The following is a 17,491-nucleotide window of genomic DNA, read 5'->3' as shown; positions in this document are numbered from 1 at the left end:
CCCGGCCCCCCGTGCGCTATTGCGCACTAGGCCGGGACGACAGCGAATGTGTTGCGCGGCCGGTGAGTCATACACCGACATTCTCGCGGCCTCTGCAGCGCGAGTTTTGCATTTCGTTTCGCCGCTCTGATGACAGAGGGCGCAGGGAAAGCCGGATGCCGATCGCACCCATGGGTCCCGAGTAATCCTGCAGGCTGCAAGGCGCAAGCGACCTGAACGCCCTACTCCAGCGTAAAGCCGACCCGCAGCGCCACCTGATAGTGCCGGATCTTGCCGTCCTCGATATGGCCCCGCGTCTGCACCACCTCGAACCACTTCATTTCCCGGATCGTCTTTGACGCGCGGCTCACGGCGTTCTCGATCGCCGCCTCGATGCTCTTGTCCGATGATCCGACCAGTTCCAGGATTTTGTAGACGTGATCCTTGTCGTGCGTGGCGGGCATGTCGACCTCCTCTGTGGATGCGCGATCCGGACCGCTTGCGCTGCGGTTCGGACAGTCCATCGTCCGATGCGGGCCGGCCATCGTCAAAACCGACGAATGCTGCGCGGCAACACGCCGGACGAATTGAATAAACGTGTCGCGGCGCCTTTGGTGCCAGCATGCATTTCGTGCCAGCTGCGCACCCGCCCTTGTCCGGGCCTTGACCTATGGTAGCATGGTTTCATCAAGTATTCGGGAGCGATACGATGTCCACTGCGTCCAGCTCACCCGCCACACCTCCTCACAGCCTCGGATCCGGGCTTTCCAACCTCCGCGCCAAGTGGGGCTGGATCGTCGCCCTCGGGGTGATCTACCTGATCGCCGGCGTGCTCGCCTTCGGCAGCGTCTTCTTCGCCACCGTCGTCAGCGTGCTGTTCGTCGGCGCCATGATGATCGTCGCCGGCGTCGCCGAGATCATCAACGCGTTCCAGTTCAAGACCTGGGGCAAATTCCTGTTCTGGCTGCTGCTCGGCGCGCTCTATGTCGTGGCGGGCTTCATCACCTTCGAGAACCCGCTGCTCGCCGCGGCGACGCTGACGCTGTTCCTCGGCATCGCGCTGGTGGTGTCGGGCATCGTCCGCATCTTCCTCGCGTTCGGCATGAACTCGGAAGCGCCGTGGGGAATGGTCGCGATCTCCGGCCTGATCACGCTGGTGCTCGGCGCCATGATCCTGGCGCGCTGGCCGGTCTCGAGCCTCTACGTGCTCGGCATCTTCCTCAGCGTCGACCTGATCTGCGCCGGCGTGAGCTGGATCAGCATGGGCATGGCGCTGAAGCGCAGGGCGTGAGGCGCGATCGTCGCCTCAGGCACGATCGACGGGTGGGTTAGCCAACGGGTCCGCTCGCAGGGCGGCCCGATGGCAAGCTCCGCGTGACGCGCCGCACGTTTCATGCGCGGAGAGATGGCGGGTTACGCTTACGCTAACCCGCCATACCCTCAATCCACCTGCAAGCCTCAGGGCTGCGCGAGGTGCCAGGCGCCGTTGAGAAAACCGTCGCCGGTGATGTCGCCGGCCTTCTGGTCCTTGGCGAAGGTATAGAGCGGCTTGCCCTTGTAGGCCCACTGCTTGGAGCCGTCGTCACGCGAGATGATGGTGTAGCCGCCTTCGGCCTTGTCGCTGGCGTCCGCCTTCAAGACCGGCCAGTTCGTCGCGCACGGGCCGTTGCAGGCCGACTTGCCTTCGGAATCCTTGTCGAAGGTGTAGAGCGTCATGCCCTTGGCGTCGGTGAGGACGGAGCCCTTCGCGGTGGTTCCGGTCTTGGTCGGCGGCGCGGCAAAGGCCGCCGAGGCGAACGCAAGCGACACGGCGGTGGCGAGCGCGAGCGAGATCGATGTCTTCATGATGTCTCCTGTTCGAATGCAAATGGCTTGCATGCGTAAGGACGCCGAAGGGCGCGCACTATTCCGCTGACGGCGCGCGAAGAATTTTCGGGACGGCGATCAATGCGAGGGGAATAAAGCCGCAGGCGCGTGCCGATACCGTCCCGTAGCCCGCATGAGCGGAGCGACATGCGGGAGCCGCCCCGGATATCGCGGAGCCTGTCATCGGGCGCGCGTTCGCGCGACCCGTTGGCTCATCCGGGCTACAACACCGAATATGCTACCGCCTGATTTCCTCGACCGCGCGCACCAGCGGGCGGTCGGAGAGCTGGATCGGGCCGGAGAACGGCGTGCTCATTTCGAGGATCAGGTAAATCGCGGCCGAGATCAGCGCCGCGGCGGCGACGGTGGTCGAGATCACCACTGCGTTGCGCGGCGCGCGAAAGCCGAGGGTTGCGAACATCAGCGTCAGCCACCCGACCAGGATGCAGATCAGCGGCGACGGAAACGAGCCGTCGGACTGCTCGACAAAGGTCCAGCGCTGCTGCACTGCCTGCCGATAGACCGAGCGCGCGTCGTTCCACAGCGCCACCTTCTGCTCGTCGTCGAACCGCAGTTCGCGGAGACTGGTGCCGACCTCGTCGAGCAGGCGCTCCGACACCGCGCTTGCCCTTGAGATCGGAACATCCTTGAGCACTTGCTCGACATAGGCGAGCAGCCGCTTGCGCGGCTCGTCGGCGCTCGGCCCGAGCGGCCGCAGGCTGCGATCGAGCAGGATGAGGTCGGTGGCGAAGACATGCAGATTGCGATCGACCGCCACATAGGTGTTGGCGGCACTGTTCATCATCAGGCCGAGCAGTAGCGACGGCATGGTGACGAACAGCGTCGCGACCAGGCGTACCGAGGTATTGGTCTCGTCGCTGCGGTGATGATCGGCGAGCCGGGCATGGATCGCCATGGTCGCAAGCGCGGCGCCGCCGAGCAGGATGAAGATCAGGACGGCGACGATGAATGCAACCACGGCTTGCGAAAACCTGCGAGAGAATCAGGTCCGCAGGATAGCAAGGGACGCCCGGCGGTGCATGTCCGGTTGACTAGCCGCCCCCACGCGCTATCCAGTCCGCACAGGTTTGGGGGGACGCCCGGCGAGAGCGCGAGGGGCGCTCCAGAGGAGATACCACGTGCATATCGTCGACGACAGCGAGGTCAACCGCGTCCTGAGCTTTCCGGTCCTGATCGAGGCGATCGAGGCCGCGCACCGGCGGCCGAAGATCGCGGTCCACGACGGTTATCTCGGCGACGACAAGGGCCAGCAGTTGGTGACGCGCAGCGCGGTCGATGCCGGCCGCTTCATGATGACCAAGCTCTACACCAGCTTTCCCGGCAACCTCGCCCACGGCAAGCTGCCGGCGGTGCAGGCGGTCTGCGTGCTGTTCGACGGCAATGACGGGCGTCCGCTCGCGGTGATGGACGCCGCCGAGATCACCCATTGGAAGACCGCCGCGGACTCCGCCCTCGGCGCAAAACACCTGGCGCGGCCGGATGCCGAGACGCTGCTGGTGGTCGGCGCCGGCGAGATGGCGCGCTGGCTGGTGCGCGGCCACCGCACCGTGCGGCCGCAGCTGAAACGGGTGCGGGTCTGGAACCGGACGGTGGAACGCGCCCAGGAGCTCGCCGCGCTGCTGGAAGGCGACGGCATCGCGGCCAAGGCCGTCACCGATCTCGACGCCGCGACACGCGAGGCCGACATCATCACCACCTGCACCCGCTCGCGCGAGCCGCTGGTCAAGGGCGCCAATTTAAGGCCCGGCACCCATCTCGATCTGGTCGGCGGCTTCACCCCGGAGACCCGCGAGTCCGACGACGAGGCGGCGCGGCGTTCGCGCATCTTCGTCGACCGCCGCGAATCCGCCTTCGACGGCGTCGGCGACATCCTGCAACCGATCGCGAGCGGCGCGATCACCGAGAGCGACGTGCTCGGCGACCACTACGACCTCGCCGGCGGCAAGGTCGCCGGGCGGCTGTCGGATAGCGACATCACCTTCTTCAAGAACGCCGGCGGCGGGCATCTGGATCTGATGACCTGCGAGACGGTGCTTGCGCAGCTGGGGAAGGAGCTGCGGTAAGCGGAACTGTTCTGTAGCCCGCATGAGCCAACGGGTCGCACGAATGCGCGCCCGATGACGGGCTCCGCAACATGCGGGATCAGCCTCCCCCGGATATCGCTTCGCTCATCCGGGCTACTTCTACGTCTCGCGCAGCCAGACCTCGCCGATCGAGTGATCGGCGCGCTTGCGCAGCACGACGTCGGCCCGCGTCCGCGTCGGCAAGATGTTCTCCCTGAGATTGGCGCGATGATGCTCGCGCCACAGCCGCTCCGCGACCTCGCGCGCGTCACCCGGCGGCAGGTCCCTGTAGTGGTGGAAATAGGAGGCGGGATTCCGGAACGCTGTCGGCTGCAACCTGAGGAAGCGTTCGACATACCAGGACTGGATGTCGGCCTCATCGGCATCGAGATAGATCGAGAAGTCGAAGAAATCCGACACCACCACCGGCGCCGTGCCGCGCGCCAGCAGCACGTTGAGGCCCTCGAAGACCAGGATGTCCGGCTGCTGGATGACCTGGCGTTCCGACGGCACGATATCGCCGATCAGATGCGAATAGACCGGCAGCTCGAGCTCGCGTTCGCCCGCCTTCGCCGCTGCGAGAAATCGCAGCATGCGCGGCAGGTCGTAGCTCTCGGGAAAACCCTTGCGCCGCATCAGCCCGCGCTCTTCGAGAACGCCGTTGGCATGCAGGAAGCCGTCGGTCGTCACCAGCTCGACCCGCGGATGATCGGCCCAGCGGGCCAGCAGCGCGCACAGCACGCGGGCAAAGGTGCTCTTGCCGACGCCGACGCTGCCGGCCAATGCAACGATGTAGGGCGAACGGCGTGCCGGGCGGCCGAGAAACTCCGCCTTGACGTGCGCAAGGTTGCGCGCCGCCGCGAAATGCAGGTTCAACAAGCGCGTCAGCGGCAGATACACGTCGCTGACTTCGGCGGAATTGATCGGCTCGTTCAAGCCGCGCAACGCCGCGAGATCGGCGTCCGAGAGCGTCAGCGACGTGCTGGCGCGCAAGGCCGCCCAATCGCTGCGGCCGAAGATCATGTAGGCTGACAGCTCGTCGGGGTGGGTCATCTCAGCCGTTCACGGTGAGCCTGATGCGTCCGATCGATCTTGCCGAGGCAATGCCGGTTACGTCAATCGCGCTTTGCGGCGGCGATGGCAACGAGTAGCCCGCATGAGCGCAGCGACATGCGGGGCCGGTCTCCCCCCGGATATCGCTTCGCTCATCCGGGCTACGCGGCGACCGTAGTAGAACCGTAGGGCGGGTTTGCGTTGGCGTAACCCGCCCTACGCTCCCTACTCCGCGGCCTGCTGCGTCGGTGCGTCCAGCGCCTCCGACACCTTCGGCGGCGACATCGGCAGGCTGTAGAAGCGTTTGCCGAGCGCGTTGTGGACGGCGTTGGCGACCGCGGCCATCACAGGCACCAGCGGCACCTCGCCGACGCCCTTGACGCCCTGCGGATGCTTCGGGTTCGGCACCTCGACCAGCGCGCAGTCGAGCATCGGCAGGTCGGAGCAGACCGGCATGCGATAATCGAGGAAGCCGGGATTATCGACCTTGCCGTCCTTGTTGTAGACGTATTCCTCGTTCAGCGCCCAGCCGATGCCCTGCGCGACGCCGCCCTGCAGCTGGCCCTCGACATAGCTCGGATGCACGGCGCGGCCGACATCCTGCACGGCGGTGTAGCGAACGACGCGGACGATGCCGAGATCGACATCGACCTCGACGTCGCAGATATGGGTGCCGAAGCCGCCCTCGGCGCCCTGGGTGTTGAGCTGCACGCTGGCGCCGATCGGACCGCCCTGCGACGGCGCCTTCTCGGCGAGGTCGGCGAGCGTCAGCGGTTCGAACTGGCCGGCATTCGGGCTCACCGGATGCGCGGCGCCGTTCTCCCACTTCACGGCTTCAGGGTCGATCTCCCAGACCTTCGCCGCGCGCTCGCGCAAGGTCGCGATCACCTTGTCGGCGGCCTGCGTCACCACCATCGAGGAGGCGAACAGCACGCGGCTGCCGCCGGTGAGGTTGGAGAATCCGACCGTCTGGGTGTCGCCGATGATGACGGAGACGCGCTTGTAGTCGATGCCGAGCAACTCGGCGCAGATATTGGCGATGCCGGCGCGCGAGCCGCCGATATCGGGGTGCCCTGTCGTGACGACGACGTTGCCGTCCTCGGTGATGTTGACCTGCGCGGAGGATTCACCGCCGGCATTGAACCAGAAGCCGGAGGCGACGCCCCTGCCCTGCAGCTTGCCGAGCGGCGCGGCATAATGCGGATGGTTCCTGGCGGCTTCCAGCGTCTCGATATAGCCGATGCGTGGGAACACCGGGCCGTGCGCCGCCTTGGTGCCTTCCTTCGCCGCGTTCTTCAGCCGCAGCGCCAAGGGGTCCATCTTGAGCGCCTCGGCAAGCTCGTCGAGCACGCACTCCACCGCATAAGCGCCGATCGGCGCGCCGGGCGCGCGATAGGCCGCGACCTTGGAGCGGTTGGAGCAGACGTCGAACCCCTCCGACAGCACATGCGGGATGTCATAGGGCGCGAAGCTGCACCCGACCGCACCGCGGATCGGCGAGCCCGGGAAGGCGCCGGCCTGCAGATAGAAGCTGCCATGGGCGGCGACGATGGTGCCGTCCTTCTTCGCGCCGATCTTCACCGTGCTCTTCGAGCCCGAGGTCGGCCCGGTGGCACGCATCACCTCCTCGCGGGTCATCACCATCTTCACCGGGCGGCCGGATTTTTTGGCGAGCAGGGTGGCGAGCGGCTCGAGATAGACGATGGTCTTGCCGCCAAAACCGCCGCCGATCTCGGCGGGGATGGCGCGGATGTCGCTCTGCGGGATGCCGGTCAGCATCGAGGTCATCGCGCGCACCATGAATTGGCCCTGGCTCGACGACCAGATCGTGGTCTTGCCGTCGGCCGCAACCGAGATCAGGCAGGCATGCGGCTCGATATAGCCCTGATGCACCGGGCGTGTGGTGAAGGAACGCTCGATGATGACTTCAGCATCCTTGAAGCCCTGCGCGATGTCGCCCTTCTTGGATTCGAGGCGGCCCATGATGTTCGAGGGCTTGCCGTCGAATTTGTTGAACTCGTGCAGGATCGGCGCATCAGCCTTCAGCGCGTCGTCGATCTCGATCGCCCAGGGCAGCACCTCGTAGTCGACCTCGATCAGCTTGCAGGCCTCGGTCGCGATCGCCTCCGTGGTCGCGGCGACGGCGGCGACGGGATGGCCGGGGAACAGCGCCTTGTCGCGCGCCATCACGTTGCGGCACATCCAGCGCATGTCCTGGATGCCGAGCACGACGGCGCCCTTCTCGATCGTGAAGTCGACGATGTCGCGCGCGGTGACCACCGCCTTGACGCCGGGCAGCGCCTCGGCCTTGGCGGTGTTGATCGACCTGATGCGGGCGTGCGGATGCGGGCTGCGCAGCACCTTGCCCCAGATCATGCCGGGCATGGTGGTGTCGGCGGCAAACGCCGCGCGGCCGGTCACCTTGTCGACGCCATCGGGCCGGATGGTGCGCTGGCCGATCCATTTGTTGTTGACGACGTTCATGGGCGAGCCTCCCGCATTTCGGCAGCGGTCTCCATCACCGCGCGGACGATCTTGTCGTAACCGGTGCACCGGCAGAGATTGCCGGCGAGCCAGAAGCGGACTTCCTCTTCGGTCGGGTTGGAATTTTTGGCGAGCAGCGCCTCGGAGGCGACCAGCATGCCAGAGGTGCAGATGCCGCACTGGAGCGCGGCGTGCTCGAGGAACTTCTGCTGCAACGGATGCAGCTTCTCGCCTCTGGCCATGCCCTCGATGGTCCCGATCTCGTGGCCCTCGGCCTCAGCCGCGAGCATCAGGCAGGAGCAGACCAGGCGGCCGTCGAGCGTGATCGAGCAGGCGCCGCAATCGCCGGACGCGCAGCCCTCCTTCGAGCCGGTGAGCCCCAATTGCCCGCGCAGCGCGTCGAGCATGGTCTCGTACGGCTCGCACAGGAATTCGACCGGCTCGCCATTGACTGAGGTGGTGACGTGCAGTTTCGCCATGGTGCTAGTGTCCTCCCGCGCGCTGTGCGGCGATCGCGGCGGTGCGCTTGAGCAGCACGCCGGCGGTTTTGGTCCTGTAGGCGATGGTGCCGCGCTTGTCGTCGATCGGACGACAGGCGGCGCGGCATGCGGCAGCGGCGGCTTCGAGCGCGGCATCGTCGAGCTTCGAGCCGATCAGCGCCTGGGCGGCAGGCTCAACCAGCAGCGCGGTCGGTGCCACTGCACCGAGGCCGACGCGGGCCGCGGTACAGACGCGATCCTTCAAGGTCAGGCTGACGCCGATGCCGACCACCGCGATGTCCATCTCGGTGCGCGGGATCATCCGCAGGTACGCGTCACCCGAGCCTTTCGGCCGCGGCGGCAAGGTGAAGCTGACGAGGATCTCGCCCGGCTTGAGGTTGGTACGGCCAGGTCCGGCCGGCACATCCTCAACCTTCATGTCCCGCCGGCCGTTCGGACCCTGCACGGTGACGACGGCACCCGCCGCAATCATCGCCGGCACGCTGTCGCCCGCTGGCGAGCCGTTGCAGAGATTGCCGCCGGCGGAAGCGCGGCCTTGCACCTGCTTGGAGCCGATCAGGTTCACGGCCTCGAGCACGCCGGGCCATACCTTGCCAAAGCGCGCATGCTCGGCGAGCTCCATGCCGGAGACGGCGGCACCCACGCGGAAACCGCCATCGGCGGTTTCGCTGATTTCGGTCATCTCGCCGATCTTCTTGATGTCGACGATCAGTCCCGGCCGCACCAGGCCGGAGCGCATTTGCACCAATAAGTCGGTGCCCCCTGCCATAATGCGGGCGGCACTCCCGGCGGCAGCAAATGCGCCAATCGCTTCGTCAAGCGTGCGCGGTGCTACGTATCGGATATCGGTCATGACGGTTCTTTCGGTCTCCCTCGACTGCTTGTTCCCTTAGGATTTGCGGGATGTGGCCTTATCGCTGGCCGGCAGACCGCAAGCCTACACGGCGGATCGGGGTCCGAACAGCCTGCGAGGTGCGGCAGGAAGCGCAGGCTCCTATGCAGGATGCGGACTTGTGCGGTGCCGGCGGCGGCGCGCGGCCTTTGCTTTGGGGCGCGCTCGCGACCCGCCGCGACGAGGCCGCCAACCAGATCGGTCAGGCCTGACCGCGTTTGCCGGAGCCGATCCCAAGCATCGAGAACATCCCGATGACGAGCAGCGCCGCCGGAATGCACCACCACAACACGTAGCCGAACATGTATTCGAAGATCGTGCGCCGGTAAGGGGGAAGCGGATTGGGCAGCGCGCCGGCACGCTGCATCTGCTCGATCTTCTCCTGCGAGAGCTCGTGGTAAACGTTGAGCGGGCGGCCGTTGAGGTCTTTGCCGGAGCCCTTGACCATCAGGGCATAGTAGCCCGTCATCTTGTAGGGCAGGATGAAGGAGTGCGTGAGGCTCACATAGCCTAGAGCGAGGGCTTCGCCCTTGGGCCCCTTCGCGGTCAGGTCCTGCAGCTGCTGGTAGCTGTATCGCGTGCCGAACTCCGCGGCGCGTACGTCCTGACCGGACACCGCCACGCCGATGAACACGAGAAGAACGAACAGACCGCGGCGCATGGCGTCTTGCCTCTCAACGTCTTGCCTCTCAAAGGGACGCGGCGGTTCGACCGCCGAACACTCATCAAACAAGCTACCGGAAAGGTGTCCAACCCCGGCTAACCCAGGCGATACAAGTGTCAGCAGCCGGTTAAGTCCTCCTCAACCTCGTCGGGACGTGCTGAGCGCGGCGAAGCTCGGAACCAGCGCCTGCTCGGCGACGTGCTCAAGCAGTGAGCGCACACGGCTTTGCAACCTCGCAACCGGACCGAACGCGATGGCGCGGCTCTTGCTTGCTTTCAACAACGGATTGGTGAAGCATGCCGGCGCAATGACAGATCGGGAGACGGCGAATGGTCGAAGTTTCGCGCAGAACGCTCCTCAAGCTTGCGGCCGGCGTGCCGCCGGCCATCGCGGCGCCTGCCATCCTGTCATCACGCGCCCTTGCCGCGGGCAAGGGCAAGACCATCACCGCCGTGATGCATTCGGACCTGCGCATCATCGATCCCGGTTTCACCACCGCCTACATCACCCGCGACCATGGCTACATGGTCTACGACACGCTGCTCGGCATCGATTCAAGCTTCAAGGTCCGCCCGCAAATGGCGGAGTGGACGATCTCGGACGACAAGCTCACCTACACCTTCACGCTGCGCGACGGCCTGAAATGGCATGACGGCGCGCCCGTCACCGCGGAGGACTGCATCGCCTCGCTGAAGCGCTGGACCGCCGTCGACGGCATGGCGCAGAAGCTGGCCGAATTCACCGCTTCCCTCGAGGCGAGCGGGCCGAAGACGATCGTGCTCAAGCTCAAGGAGCCGTACGGCCTCGTGCTGGAGTCGCTGGCAAAGCCTTCCTCCTATGTCGCCTTCATGATGCCGAAGCGGCTCGCGGAGACGGCGCCGGGCAAGCAGATCGCCGAGCAGATCGGTTGCGGGCCGTTTAAATTCATACAGGCGGAATTCCAGCCGGGCGTGAAGGCCGTCTATGAGCGCAACGCCGACTACGTGCCGCGCAAGGACAAGCCGGATTGGCTGTCGGGCGGCAAGGTCGCGAAGGTCGATCGCGTCGAATGGGTCACGATGCCCGACGCGCAGACCGCGATCAACGCGCTGCAATCCGGCGAGATCGACTTCCTGGAACAGCCGTCGGTCGACCTGCTGCCGGTGCTCGAGGCGAACTCCGACCTCACCGTGGCCGTGCTGAACAAGTTCGGCTTCCAGATCGAGGGCCGGATGAATTTCCTGCACCCGCCATTCGACAACGCCAAGGTCCGCCGCGCCGCATTCCTGGCGATGAACCAGAAGGACGTGCTCGACGCCACCGTCGGCAACGCGAAATATTACGAGATCTGCGGCTCCTATTTCGCCTGCGACACGCCGCTCGCCAGCGACGCCGGCGCCGAGGCGCTGATCAAGGGCAACGGCATGGCCGAGGCGAAGAAGGCGCTCGCCGCCTCGGGCTATGACGGCACGCCCGTCGTGATCATGATCCCCGGCGACGTGCAGACGCTGAAGGGGCCGCCGACGGTCGCGGCGCAGCTGTTGCGCGCGGCCGGCTTCAACGTCGACGCGCAGGTGACGGACTGGCAGACCGTAGTGAGCCGCCGCGCCAGCCAGAAGCCGCCCAAGGAAGGCGGCTGGAACCTGTTCTTCACCTTCACTGGCGCGACCGAGGTGATGAACCCGATCGTCAACAACCAGATCGCCGCCAACGGCAAGCGGGCGTGGTTCGGCTGGCCCGAAGACGCCAAGCTCGAGCAGATGCGCGACGCCTATGCGCGCGCCACCTCCCCTGAAGAGCAGAAGAAGGTCGCGGTCGAGATTCAAAAGCAAGCCTACGAGCAGGTGATCTATATCCCGCTCGGCCAGTTCCGCTTGCCGAGCGCCTGGCGCAAATCGCTCGCCGGCGTGCTGGAAGGCCCGGCGCCGCCGGTGTTCTGGAACGTCGACAAGACCGAATAAGCAATCGGCTTGTCCGCAGACCCCCTTCGCCCCCAAGCGACCGCCGCAGCTGCGCGCGGCCAAAATATCGAAAACAACCCCATGCAAAGGAGCTGGCGGCTGCCGGCGTTCGACAAGGCAACTGTCCGTAGCGGGTGAAGATGTCGTGTTTTTGTAGCTCGTGATCTGTCGCCTTCGTTTCTGATTTGCAGGGGAGCCGGAAGGCGGGGACGGCTTTCCCTGATTGATCATGCCACGGCTGTTGTGGCGGTTTTAGCCCTGTGGGTGAGTTTCTTTGTTCGACTTGAAGCCCGTTTCTCCGTCCCGACCCGCGCTTTCTCGACGGCGGCGCGCGCAGGAGCGGTCAAGGACGCGCGCTTGCGCGCCCGCCAGGGCTTGTCCTTGACGGCTCCGAGCACGCCGCCAGGCTGAGGCGCGTCGGGGCTGATCTGCTGTCCGTCAGGCGCAAACCTCGCCAATCGATGCGGTCCGAGGAACACGCTGACGGTGCCATCGGGATACTCATGGAGGCGCACCACAGCCTTGACGAAGTGAGGCCTGAGCCGGCTCTCCGGCAACTGCAGCCGCCGACCGTTCCATGCAACGGTATTGTCGTTGGCGACGGTTCGCTCCTCGATCACGCACAGCGCCTCGCGCCAGGCCTCATGCCGGTCGGCCACGAATGCCGTGCCTTCCTGTTCGGGCTTGATCGCAAACGCGGCGTTGTGCCCGGGGATGTAATGCGCCTTCAGCCACGCGTTGGCAGCCTCAACCGTCGTGATCCCGGCAAGCCGCAGCTCCTTCGGCAGCCGGTCCTGCAAGGTGCCGAACACCCGCTCGGAGCGCCCGCGCGCCTGCGGCGAATAGGCTGCGATATGCTCGATCCCAAGATGCGACAAAGCCCGTCCCACCTGGGTTTGTTGCGTCTTCGAGATCTTCTCGCCAGCTTTTGGGGTCAGGAAATAATGGCTGCCGCGGTCGGTGTAGAGCGCGCAGAACAGGCCATGCTCGCCAATCACTTCGCGCAGGGCCTGGAAGGTCGAGGCCGTTCCTTCTTCCTCGACCAGCACCATCGAGTAGACCTCGCTGGTCGCATCGTCCATCGTGACGATCAGGTCCCTCGCGGGCAGGCCTTCGATCCAAACGTGGCGCGATCCGTCCTGGTGCAGCAGCATGCCCCGAAGCGGCCGCCGCGGCCGCTTCTTGCGGTGCGCCGAACGCTTCGGTGCCTTCCGCACCAGCCCTGCCGCGTGCAGCGCCAGCTTCGTCACCGTATAGCCCAGCACATAGTCGTGCCGCTTTTGCATCTGCTCGTGGAAGTGCTTCACCGTGAAGTCCGCGTACTTGTCCCGGTACAGCGCAAGCATCCGTTCCAGCTCCTCCTCCGGCGCCCGCCGTGGCGAACGACGCCCCAGCCGGCGGTCGACAAGCCCGTCGTCGCCCTCCGCCTCATAGCGCTCCGCCCAGCGTTGAAACGTCCGAACACTGATCCCAAGAACCTCCGAAGCTGCCTCCTGCGTCAGTTCCTTCGCCTCCGTCCGATCCAGCAAATCTGAAAACCGCATCCGTCGTACACCCTCGTGAATGGATGCCGTGCCCATCGTGCCCCCCTTGTTCCGGAGCACCGAAAACACGACACTTCACGAGCTACAAACAGGCGACAGATCACGAGCTACTGACACGTTCGACAAGGCAACTTGACACGTCGGGCAACTCAGGGATACATTTCCAATATTCCGAAATCGCGCAAACGCCTCTTGCATGTGCGTCGTCGTCTTATCCTCGTTCAGCGCGCGCTCCCACACGCGAAAGGATAGCTCGTCCTATTCCAGTCCGTTTTCTCGAAGCAGCCTTGCAGTAGACATGCAGAAGAATAGCCACAAGGCGATCGAGATGAGACTACGATGCACCGACTTTGCTCCCGACTGGTATCAAAGTGACAGCCGTTATGCAGCAACTGTCGACAACGAACTCCGTTGTCAACTACAGGAGCTCGAAAGCAACTAGGAATTGAGTTTCCGTTCGCTTGGTGGGTAGTTCGATTGTCCAGCCAACCAACGCAGACGTGCCGAAGGCCAGCTCAGATGTCGGCTTCTGTCATCGTTCCTGACCTCCGGGCCATCGCGGAGATGTCCGGATACGAGAGTACAACTGATACCGGCCCCGAAGGCCCAGATGTCGCACTTTGAGCCCAAAGCCGACGTAGGGCAGTAAAGCACCGAAGTCGGCCCGAAGCGCTCATCACCCTTCCGGCACGCCAGCGAGGCGCCAGCCTTCACACAAGCGCTGCAGCCCGGCAAGGTAAATTGGATCGTCGCTTTGTTGAGCTGCGAGCAAGCGACGAATGGTGAAACCTGAGTTGAGCGCAAGTCCCGTTCTCGCAGCAGTTCGCGCCTCATCGAGCGCGCCGGTCAAGGCCAAGGCAGCGGCGAGCGATATATGAGCGAGATGAAAGTTACGGTTCGCCTCGGTGCTTCGTCGCAGCCAACTGACGGCTTCGACGTCTGAACCAAGCAGCAGCTTGGCCACGCCCGCAAAACACGCCCACTGGTAAGCGAAAACGTCGCGAGGAGAGAGCCGTAAAGCTTCGAGTATATGGCCTTCGGTCTCGGTAGCGCGACCTATGTAGGATTTGGCGAAACCAAGGGCAGCATGAGCGTGGACCAAATTCGGAGCCAGCGCCAACGCATGTTCGAACTCACGGATGCCTTGGGCGGCCCGGTTCGTAAAGGTCTGGACCCAACCCCGAGCCATGTGGGCTGAGGCACTGTTCGGCCTAATCGACAATACCTTGTTCATCATCGCCTCGGCCGCCGCAAGCCGCGCGGGCCCATCATCCGTCGTAAAGCTACCTCCAACTACCGTATCAACATTTGCCAGGCCAATCATTGCTTCGACGTTGCCGGGATCGAACTCCAGCGAGCGTTCGAAGAAGCCCCGCGCTTGCGTCACGCATTCAAGGCTAATCCCCTTCATGAACCAGGCCCGACCCTGGAAGTACAAGTCCATCGCATCGGGATGCAGCGTACGCTCGGCTCGTCGCGCCTCAGCCTCGATGAGCTGGGCACCTAATGCACCGGCGAGCCTCGACACGATTTCGTCCTGCATATCGAACAGGTCGACGACAGGCTTCTCGAAGCGATCGGCCCAAAGATGCTGGCCGCTCCTGGCATCGATCAGCTGAACATTCATCCGAAGTCGCTTGCCGCTGCGTTGCACTGAGCCTTCGAGCACGTAGCGAACATTCAATTCGCGGCCGACTTGGCGGACATCGACAGCTCTGCCCTTGTATGAGACGGCGCTGTTCTGTGCCATTACGAATGAACCACCGATGCGCGACAGGTCCGTGGTCAGACTCTCGGTTATACCGTCCGCGAAATAGTCCTGCTCACGATCACCGCTCAGGTTCGCGAAGGGTAGCACGACGATGGATAGGCGCGGCGGCGCTTCGCCGGTTCGCTCAATTGGGCCAATCGTCTCATTTGCGGGCCTCCGGTCTTCCTTCACTGCGCCAACGAAGCGGAAACCTTTGCGCGGCAATGTTTTGATCAAGTGCTGTTTCTCGCCCGTGTCGCCGATTGCGCTCCGGGCGGCGTTCAGGCGAGTCGTTAGCGCGGCATCCGAGACGACGCGACCCTTCCAAACGGCGCCGACGAGGTCGTCTTTGCTGACGACGCGCTCCCTGTTCCGGATCAGGTATTCAATCAGGTCGAATACTTGGGGTGCGACAACGACCTCTTCCGTTGCGCGCTGCAGTTCGCGCCTGTCGGTATCCAATGCGTAATCCTCAAAAAGAAAACGCAAGCTGCATTCCCTCTCGCGGCCACCTCTGAAACCCCAAGAATAAGCTGCCCGTAAGGGAAATGTAAGCCAACTGTTAAGCGCGCCAGGGGATGTGCCCGCAATCTCGCTTGGCAGAAATAGACGAACCTGGACATTCCAATGAGCACCATCCACGGAACCAGTGAGTTTGGACCAGCAACGGCAAGGCGGCAGTTTTACAGTCCCCTCGAGGCATATTGGAATGCATTTCGTGAGTGGCGCAAACGCGAGAGGCTGCGTGCTGCGCTGGACGATCTGAGCGACAGAGAGTTGATGGATATCGGGATTGCACGGGGCGAACTCGACTACGTCGCCCGATCGGCGCTCTCAGCCGATCCGCGTTTCACATTATAGCTGCCCTAGTTTGGCCGGACGGGGCGATGCTGCCTTAGATCTGCCGGGGAAAGTCGATGAAGTCGGCTTTTGGCCCCTAAGCTGACGGTCTGCATGACCACCGGGAAGGTCGGCTCTTCGAGAGTAACCGGAAGTCCCTTGGCTCGGCCGCCGTGGACGGCTTTTGACCCACAGCCGATATGGGACCTAGCCCGACGCCAACCCAATATGCTTTGATGCCGAAATCACCAATCTGGGAGCAAGTCCTTGACGGGCGAACGGATGGAACGACGGCTGGCGGCCGTGCTGGCGGCGGATGTTGCTGGGTACAGCCGCCTGATGGGAATTGACGAGGAAGGGACGCTCGCCGGCTTAAAGACCGTCAGAAAAGTGATCGTTGATCCGTCTATAGCTTCTCACCGAGGCCGTATCGTCAAGACGACCGGCGACGGTATGTTGGTTGAGTTTGGCAGCTCAGTCGATGCGATCCGCAGTGCAGTTGAAATCCAACGTAGCATGGCTGAGCATAATCCTAATGGGCCACAGGATCGGCGTATCGAATTTCGTATAGGCATCCACGTTGGTGACATCATATTCGATGACAACGACATTTTCGGGGACGGTGTAAACATCGCCGCGCGATTGGAAGGTATTTGTGACCCTGGTGGAATTTGCGTATCAGCTGTCGTCTATGATCAGGTGGATCGCAAGATCGATGTCTCTTTTGCGTCGCGGGGTCTGCAAAAACTGAAAAATATTGAGCGACCGGTGGACATCTATTTTGCCGTACTTAACGAGGCGGTCGACGCTAGTCGGAGCGTCCCCTCGGCCCAGCAGGTACAATATTGTAGATCAATTGACGGTGTGCGACTGGCTTACTCGCGAGTTGGGACCGGGCCGCCTTTGGTAAAAACCGCAAACTGGCTTAGCCATCTGGAGCTCGATTGGGAATTGCCAATTTACCGCCACATGCTGGTAGAGCTTGCGAGGCGAAACACTCTTGTTCGCTACGACGCACGAGGAAGCGGCTTGTCCGATTGGGACGTAAGTGAAATGTCGCTTGATGCTTGGGTGATTGATCTAAAAGCTGTTGTTGATGCGTCCGGGTTGGAACGTTTTCCACTCTTCGGCTATTCACAAGGCTGCGCGGTCAGTGTGGCTTTCGCAAACCGCTACCCAAACCGTGTATCAAAGTTGATCCTCTATGGAGGTTTCGCTACCGGACGCTGCAAGCGGCCATCCGTGACCGAAGCAGACCTCGATCGCTACAATGCCACTAGAACGTTAATACGAGTGGGTTGGAATTCAGATGAGCCAACTTTCAGACAATTGCTGACATCACAGCTCGCTCCGACAGCGACCGTTGAACAGGCAGCCGCCTTCAACATCATGCAGCGAAAATCTACCTCGCCAGAGAACGCTGTTCGCTACTACGAGACAGTGAGCAATTTCGACATTACTGAGCTATTGCCCGAAGTTTCTGTACCCACGCTCGTCTTACATGGCCGAGAAGAAATTATGCAGCCCATAGAAGAAGGCCGCCGCCTAGCCGCAGCTATTCCTGGTTCGAGGTTTGTATCTCTCCCTGGCAAAAATCACGTACTGTTGGAAAACGATCCCGGAATGGCCCAATTTCTCGAGGAGGTAAGGCAATTTTTAGAAATGGGGTGAATGCGAGCACTTCCGGTTTTGGCGCATAGCTGACGGTCTGCATGACGATCGCGAACGTCGGCTCTTCGAGGTGAACCGGAAGTCACCCGGCTCGGTCGCTATGGGCGGCTTTTGACCCAAAATGGGAATCAAAGCTCGAGCGCAGGTGAATCACCGAACGCAGCAGCACGCGCCGTGCCGGGTTGCTCGCGGCCGCGCGTTGCGGTCGGGCAACACTTTCTGGA

The 17,491-nt window shown here is 63.4% G+C and carries 15 protein-coding genes; 5 read left to right on the top strand and 10 right to left on the bottom strand.

What is annotated here, in order from left to right:
• Positions 1-221 precede the first annotated feature (221 nt).
• The gene (locus J2R80_RS24140; protein ID WP_026192947.1) at positions 222-443 is read right to left on the bottom strand and encodes a dodecin; all 222 of its coding nucleotides are present in this window, start codon (positions 441-443) and stop codon (positions 222-224) included.
• A 245-nt stretch (positions 444-688) separates the two neighbouring features.
• Here J2R80_RS24140 and J2R80_RS24135 point away from each other — a divergent pair, with 245 nt between their 5' ends.
• Complete coding sequence (locus tag J2R80_RS24135; RefSeq protein ID WP_057017581.1) at positions 689-1,270, top strand: HdeD family acid-resistance protein; 582 nt, start codon at positions 689-691, stop codon at positions 1,268-1,270.
• 167 nt (positions 1,271-1,437) lie between these two features.
• On the opposite strand, the gene J2R80_RS24130 is transcribed toward J2R80_RS24135, so the two are convergent.
• Positions 1,438-1,824 (bottom strand): hypothetical protein, encoded by a 387-nt coding sequence (locus J2R80_RS24130; RefSeq protein ID WP_210262721.1) that lies wholly within the window; start codon positions 1,822-1,824, stop codon positions 1,438-1,440.
• Between the two features lie 259 nt (positions 1,825-2,083).
• Entirely contained in the window at positions 2,084-2,824 is a 741-nt protein-coding gene (locus J2R80_RS24125) for a DUF4239 domain-containing protein (protein ID WP_018272302.1), read from the bottom strand.
• A gap of 160 nt (positions 2,825-2,984) precedes the next feature.
• Between J2R80_RS24125 and J2R80_RS24120 the strand changes: the two genes are divergently transcribed.
• Complete coding sequence (locus tag J2R80_RS24120; protein WP_253639517.1) at positions 2,985-3,929, top strand: ornithine cyclodeaminase family protein; 945 nt, start codon at positions 2,985-2,987, stop codon at positions 3,927-3,929.
• 120 nt (positions 3,930-4,049) lie between these two features.
• Here the strand turns inward: J2R80_RS24120 and coaA are convergent, their stop codons facing one another.
• The 5 genes from coaA to J2R80_RS24095 form a co-directional block, all read right to left on the bottom strand.
• On the bottom strand, positions 4,050-4,982 hold the full coding sequence (gene coaA / locus J2R80_RS24115) for a type I pantothenate kinase (protein WP_076831663.1): 933 nt from the start codon (positions 4,980-4,982) through the stop codon (positions 4,050-4,052).
• 225 nt (positions 4,983-5,207) lie between these two features.
• A complete protein-coding gene (locus J2R80_RS24110; RefSeq protein WP_253639516.1) occupies positions 5,208-7,466 on the bottom strand; it encodes a xanthine dehydrogenase family protein molybdopterin-binding subunit in 2,259 nt (752 codons plus the stop codon).
• Positions 7,463-7,945: a (2Fe-2S)-binding protein gene (locus tag J2R80_RS24105; protein ID WP_225160258.1), complete on the bottom strand. Its 483-nt coding sequence runs from the start codon at positions 7,943-7,945 to the stop codon at positions 7,463-7,465. The genes J2R80_RS24110 and J2R80_RS24105 overlap by 4 nt, the downstream gene beginning before the upstream one ends.
• 4 nt (positions 7,946-7,949) lie before the next feature.
• Complete coding sequence (locus tag J2R80_RS24100; protein ID WP_141341576.1) at positions 7,950-8,810, bottom strand: xanthine dehydrogenase family protein subunit M; 861 nt, start codon at positions 8,808-8,810, stop codon at positions 7,950-7,952.
• A 250-nt stretch (positions 8,811-9,060) separates the two neighbouring features.
• Positions 9,061-9,519, bottom strand: coding sequence for a hypothetical protein (locus tag J2R80_RS24095; RefSeq protein ID WP_253639515.1), 459 nt, complete (start codon positions 9,517-9,519; stop codon positions 9,061-9,063).
• A gap of 332 nt (positions 9,520-9,851) precedes the next feature.
• On the opposite strand from J2R80_RS24095, the gene J2R80_RS24090 reads away from it, so the two are divergent.
• Positions 9,852-11,462, top strand: a complete 1,611-nt coding sequence (locus J2R80_RS24090; RefSeq protein ID WP_375162607.1) for an ABC transporter substrate-binding protein — start codon at positions 9,852-9,854, stop codon at positions 11,460-11,462.
• Between the two features lie 227 nt (positions 11,463-11,689).
• Here the strand turns inward: J2R80_RS24090 and J2R80_RS24085 are convergent, their stop codons facing one another.
• Together J2R80_RS24085 and J2R80_RS24080 are read right to left on the bottom strand one after the other, a co-directional pair.
• On the bottom strand, positions 11,690-13,042 hold the full coding sequence (locus J2R80_RS24085; RefSeq protein ID WP_253639514.1) for an ISNCY family transposase: 1,353 nt from the start codon (positions 13,040-13,042) through the stop codon (positions 11,690-11,692).
• A 640-nt stretch (positions 13,043-13,682) separates the two neighbouring features.
• Positions 13,683-15,245: a winged helix-turn-helix domain-containing protein gene (locus tag J2R80_RS24080; RefSeq protein ID WP_253639513.1), complete on the bottom strand. Its 1,563-nt coding sequence runs from the start codon at positions 15,243-15,245 to the stop codon at positions 13,683-13,685.
• 138 nt (positions 15,246-15,383) lie between these two features.
• On the opposite strand from J2R80_RS24080, the gene J2R80_RS24075 reads away from it, so the two are divergent.
• Together J2R80_RS24075 and J2R80_RS24070 are read left to right on the top strand one after the other, a co-directional pair.
• The gene (locus J2R80_RS24075; protein WP_076831674.1) at positions 15,384-15,617 is read left to right on the top strand and encodes a DUF1127 domain-containing protein; all 234 of its coding nucleotides are present in this window, start codon (positions 15,384-15,386) and stop codon (positions 15,615-15,617) included.
• 246 nt (positions 15,618-15,863) lie between these two features.
• Positions 15,864-17,267, top strand: a complete 1,404-nt coding sequence (locus J2R80_RS24070) for an alpha/beta fold hydrolase (RefSeq protein ID WP_309143771.1) — start codon at positions 15,864-15,866, stop codon at positions 17,265-17,267.
• Positions 17,268-17,491: the final 224 nt, after the last annotated feature.

It is taken from the genome of Bradyrhizobium sp. USDA 4541, from assembly GCF_024171085.1.
Classification (GTDB): Bacteria; Pseudomonadota; Alphaproteobacteria; order Rhizobiales; family Xanthobacteraceae; genus Bradyrhizobium; species Bradyrhizobium australafricanum.
The sequence above is the reverse complement of the archived record's forward strand: the minus strand, read 5'-3'. Positions and strand labels throughout refer to the sequence as shown.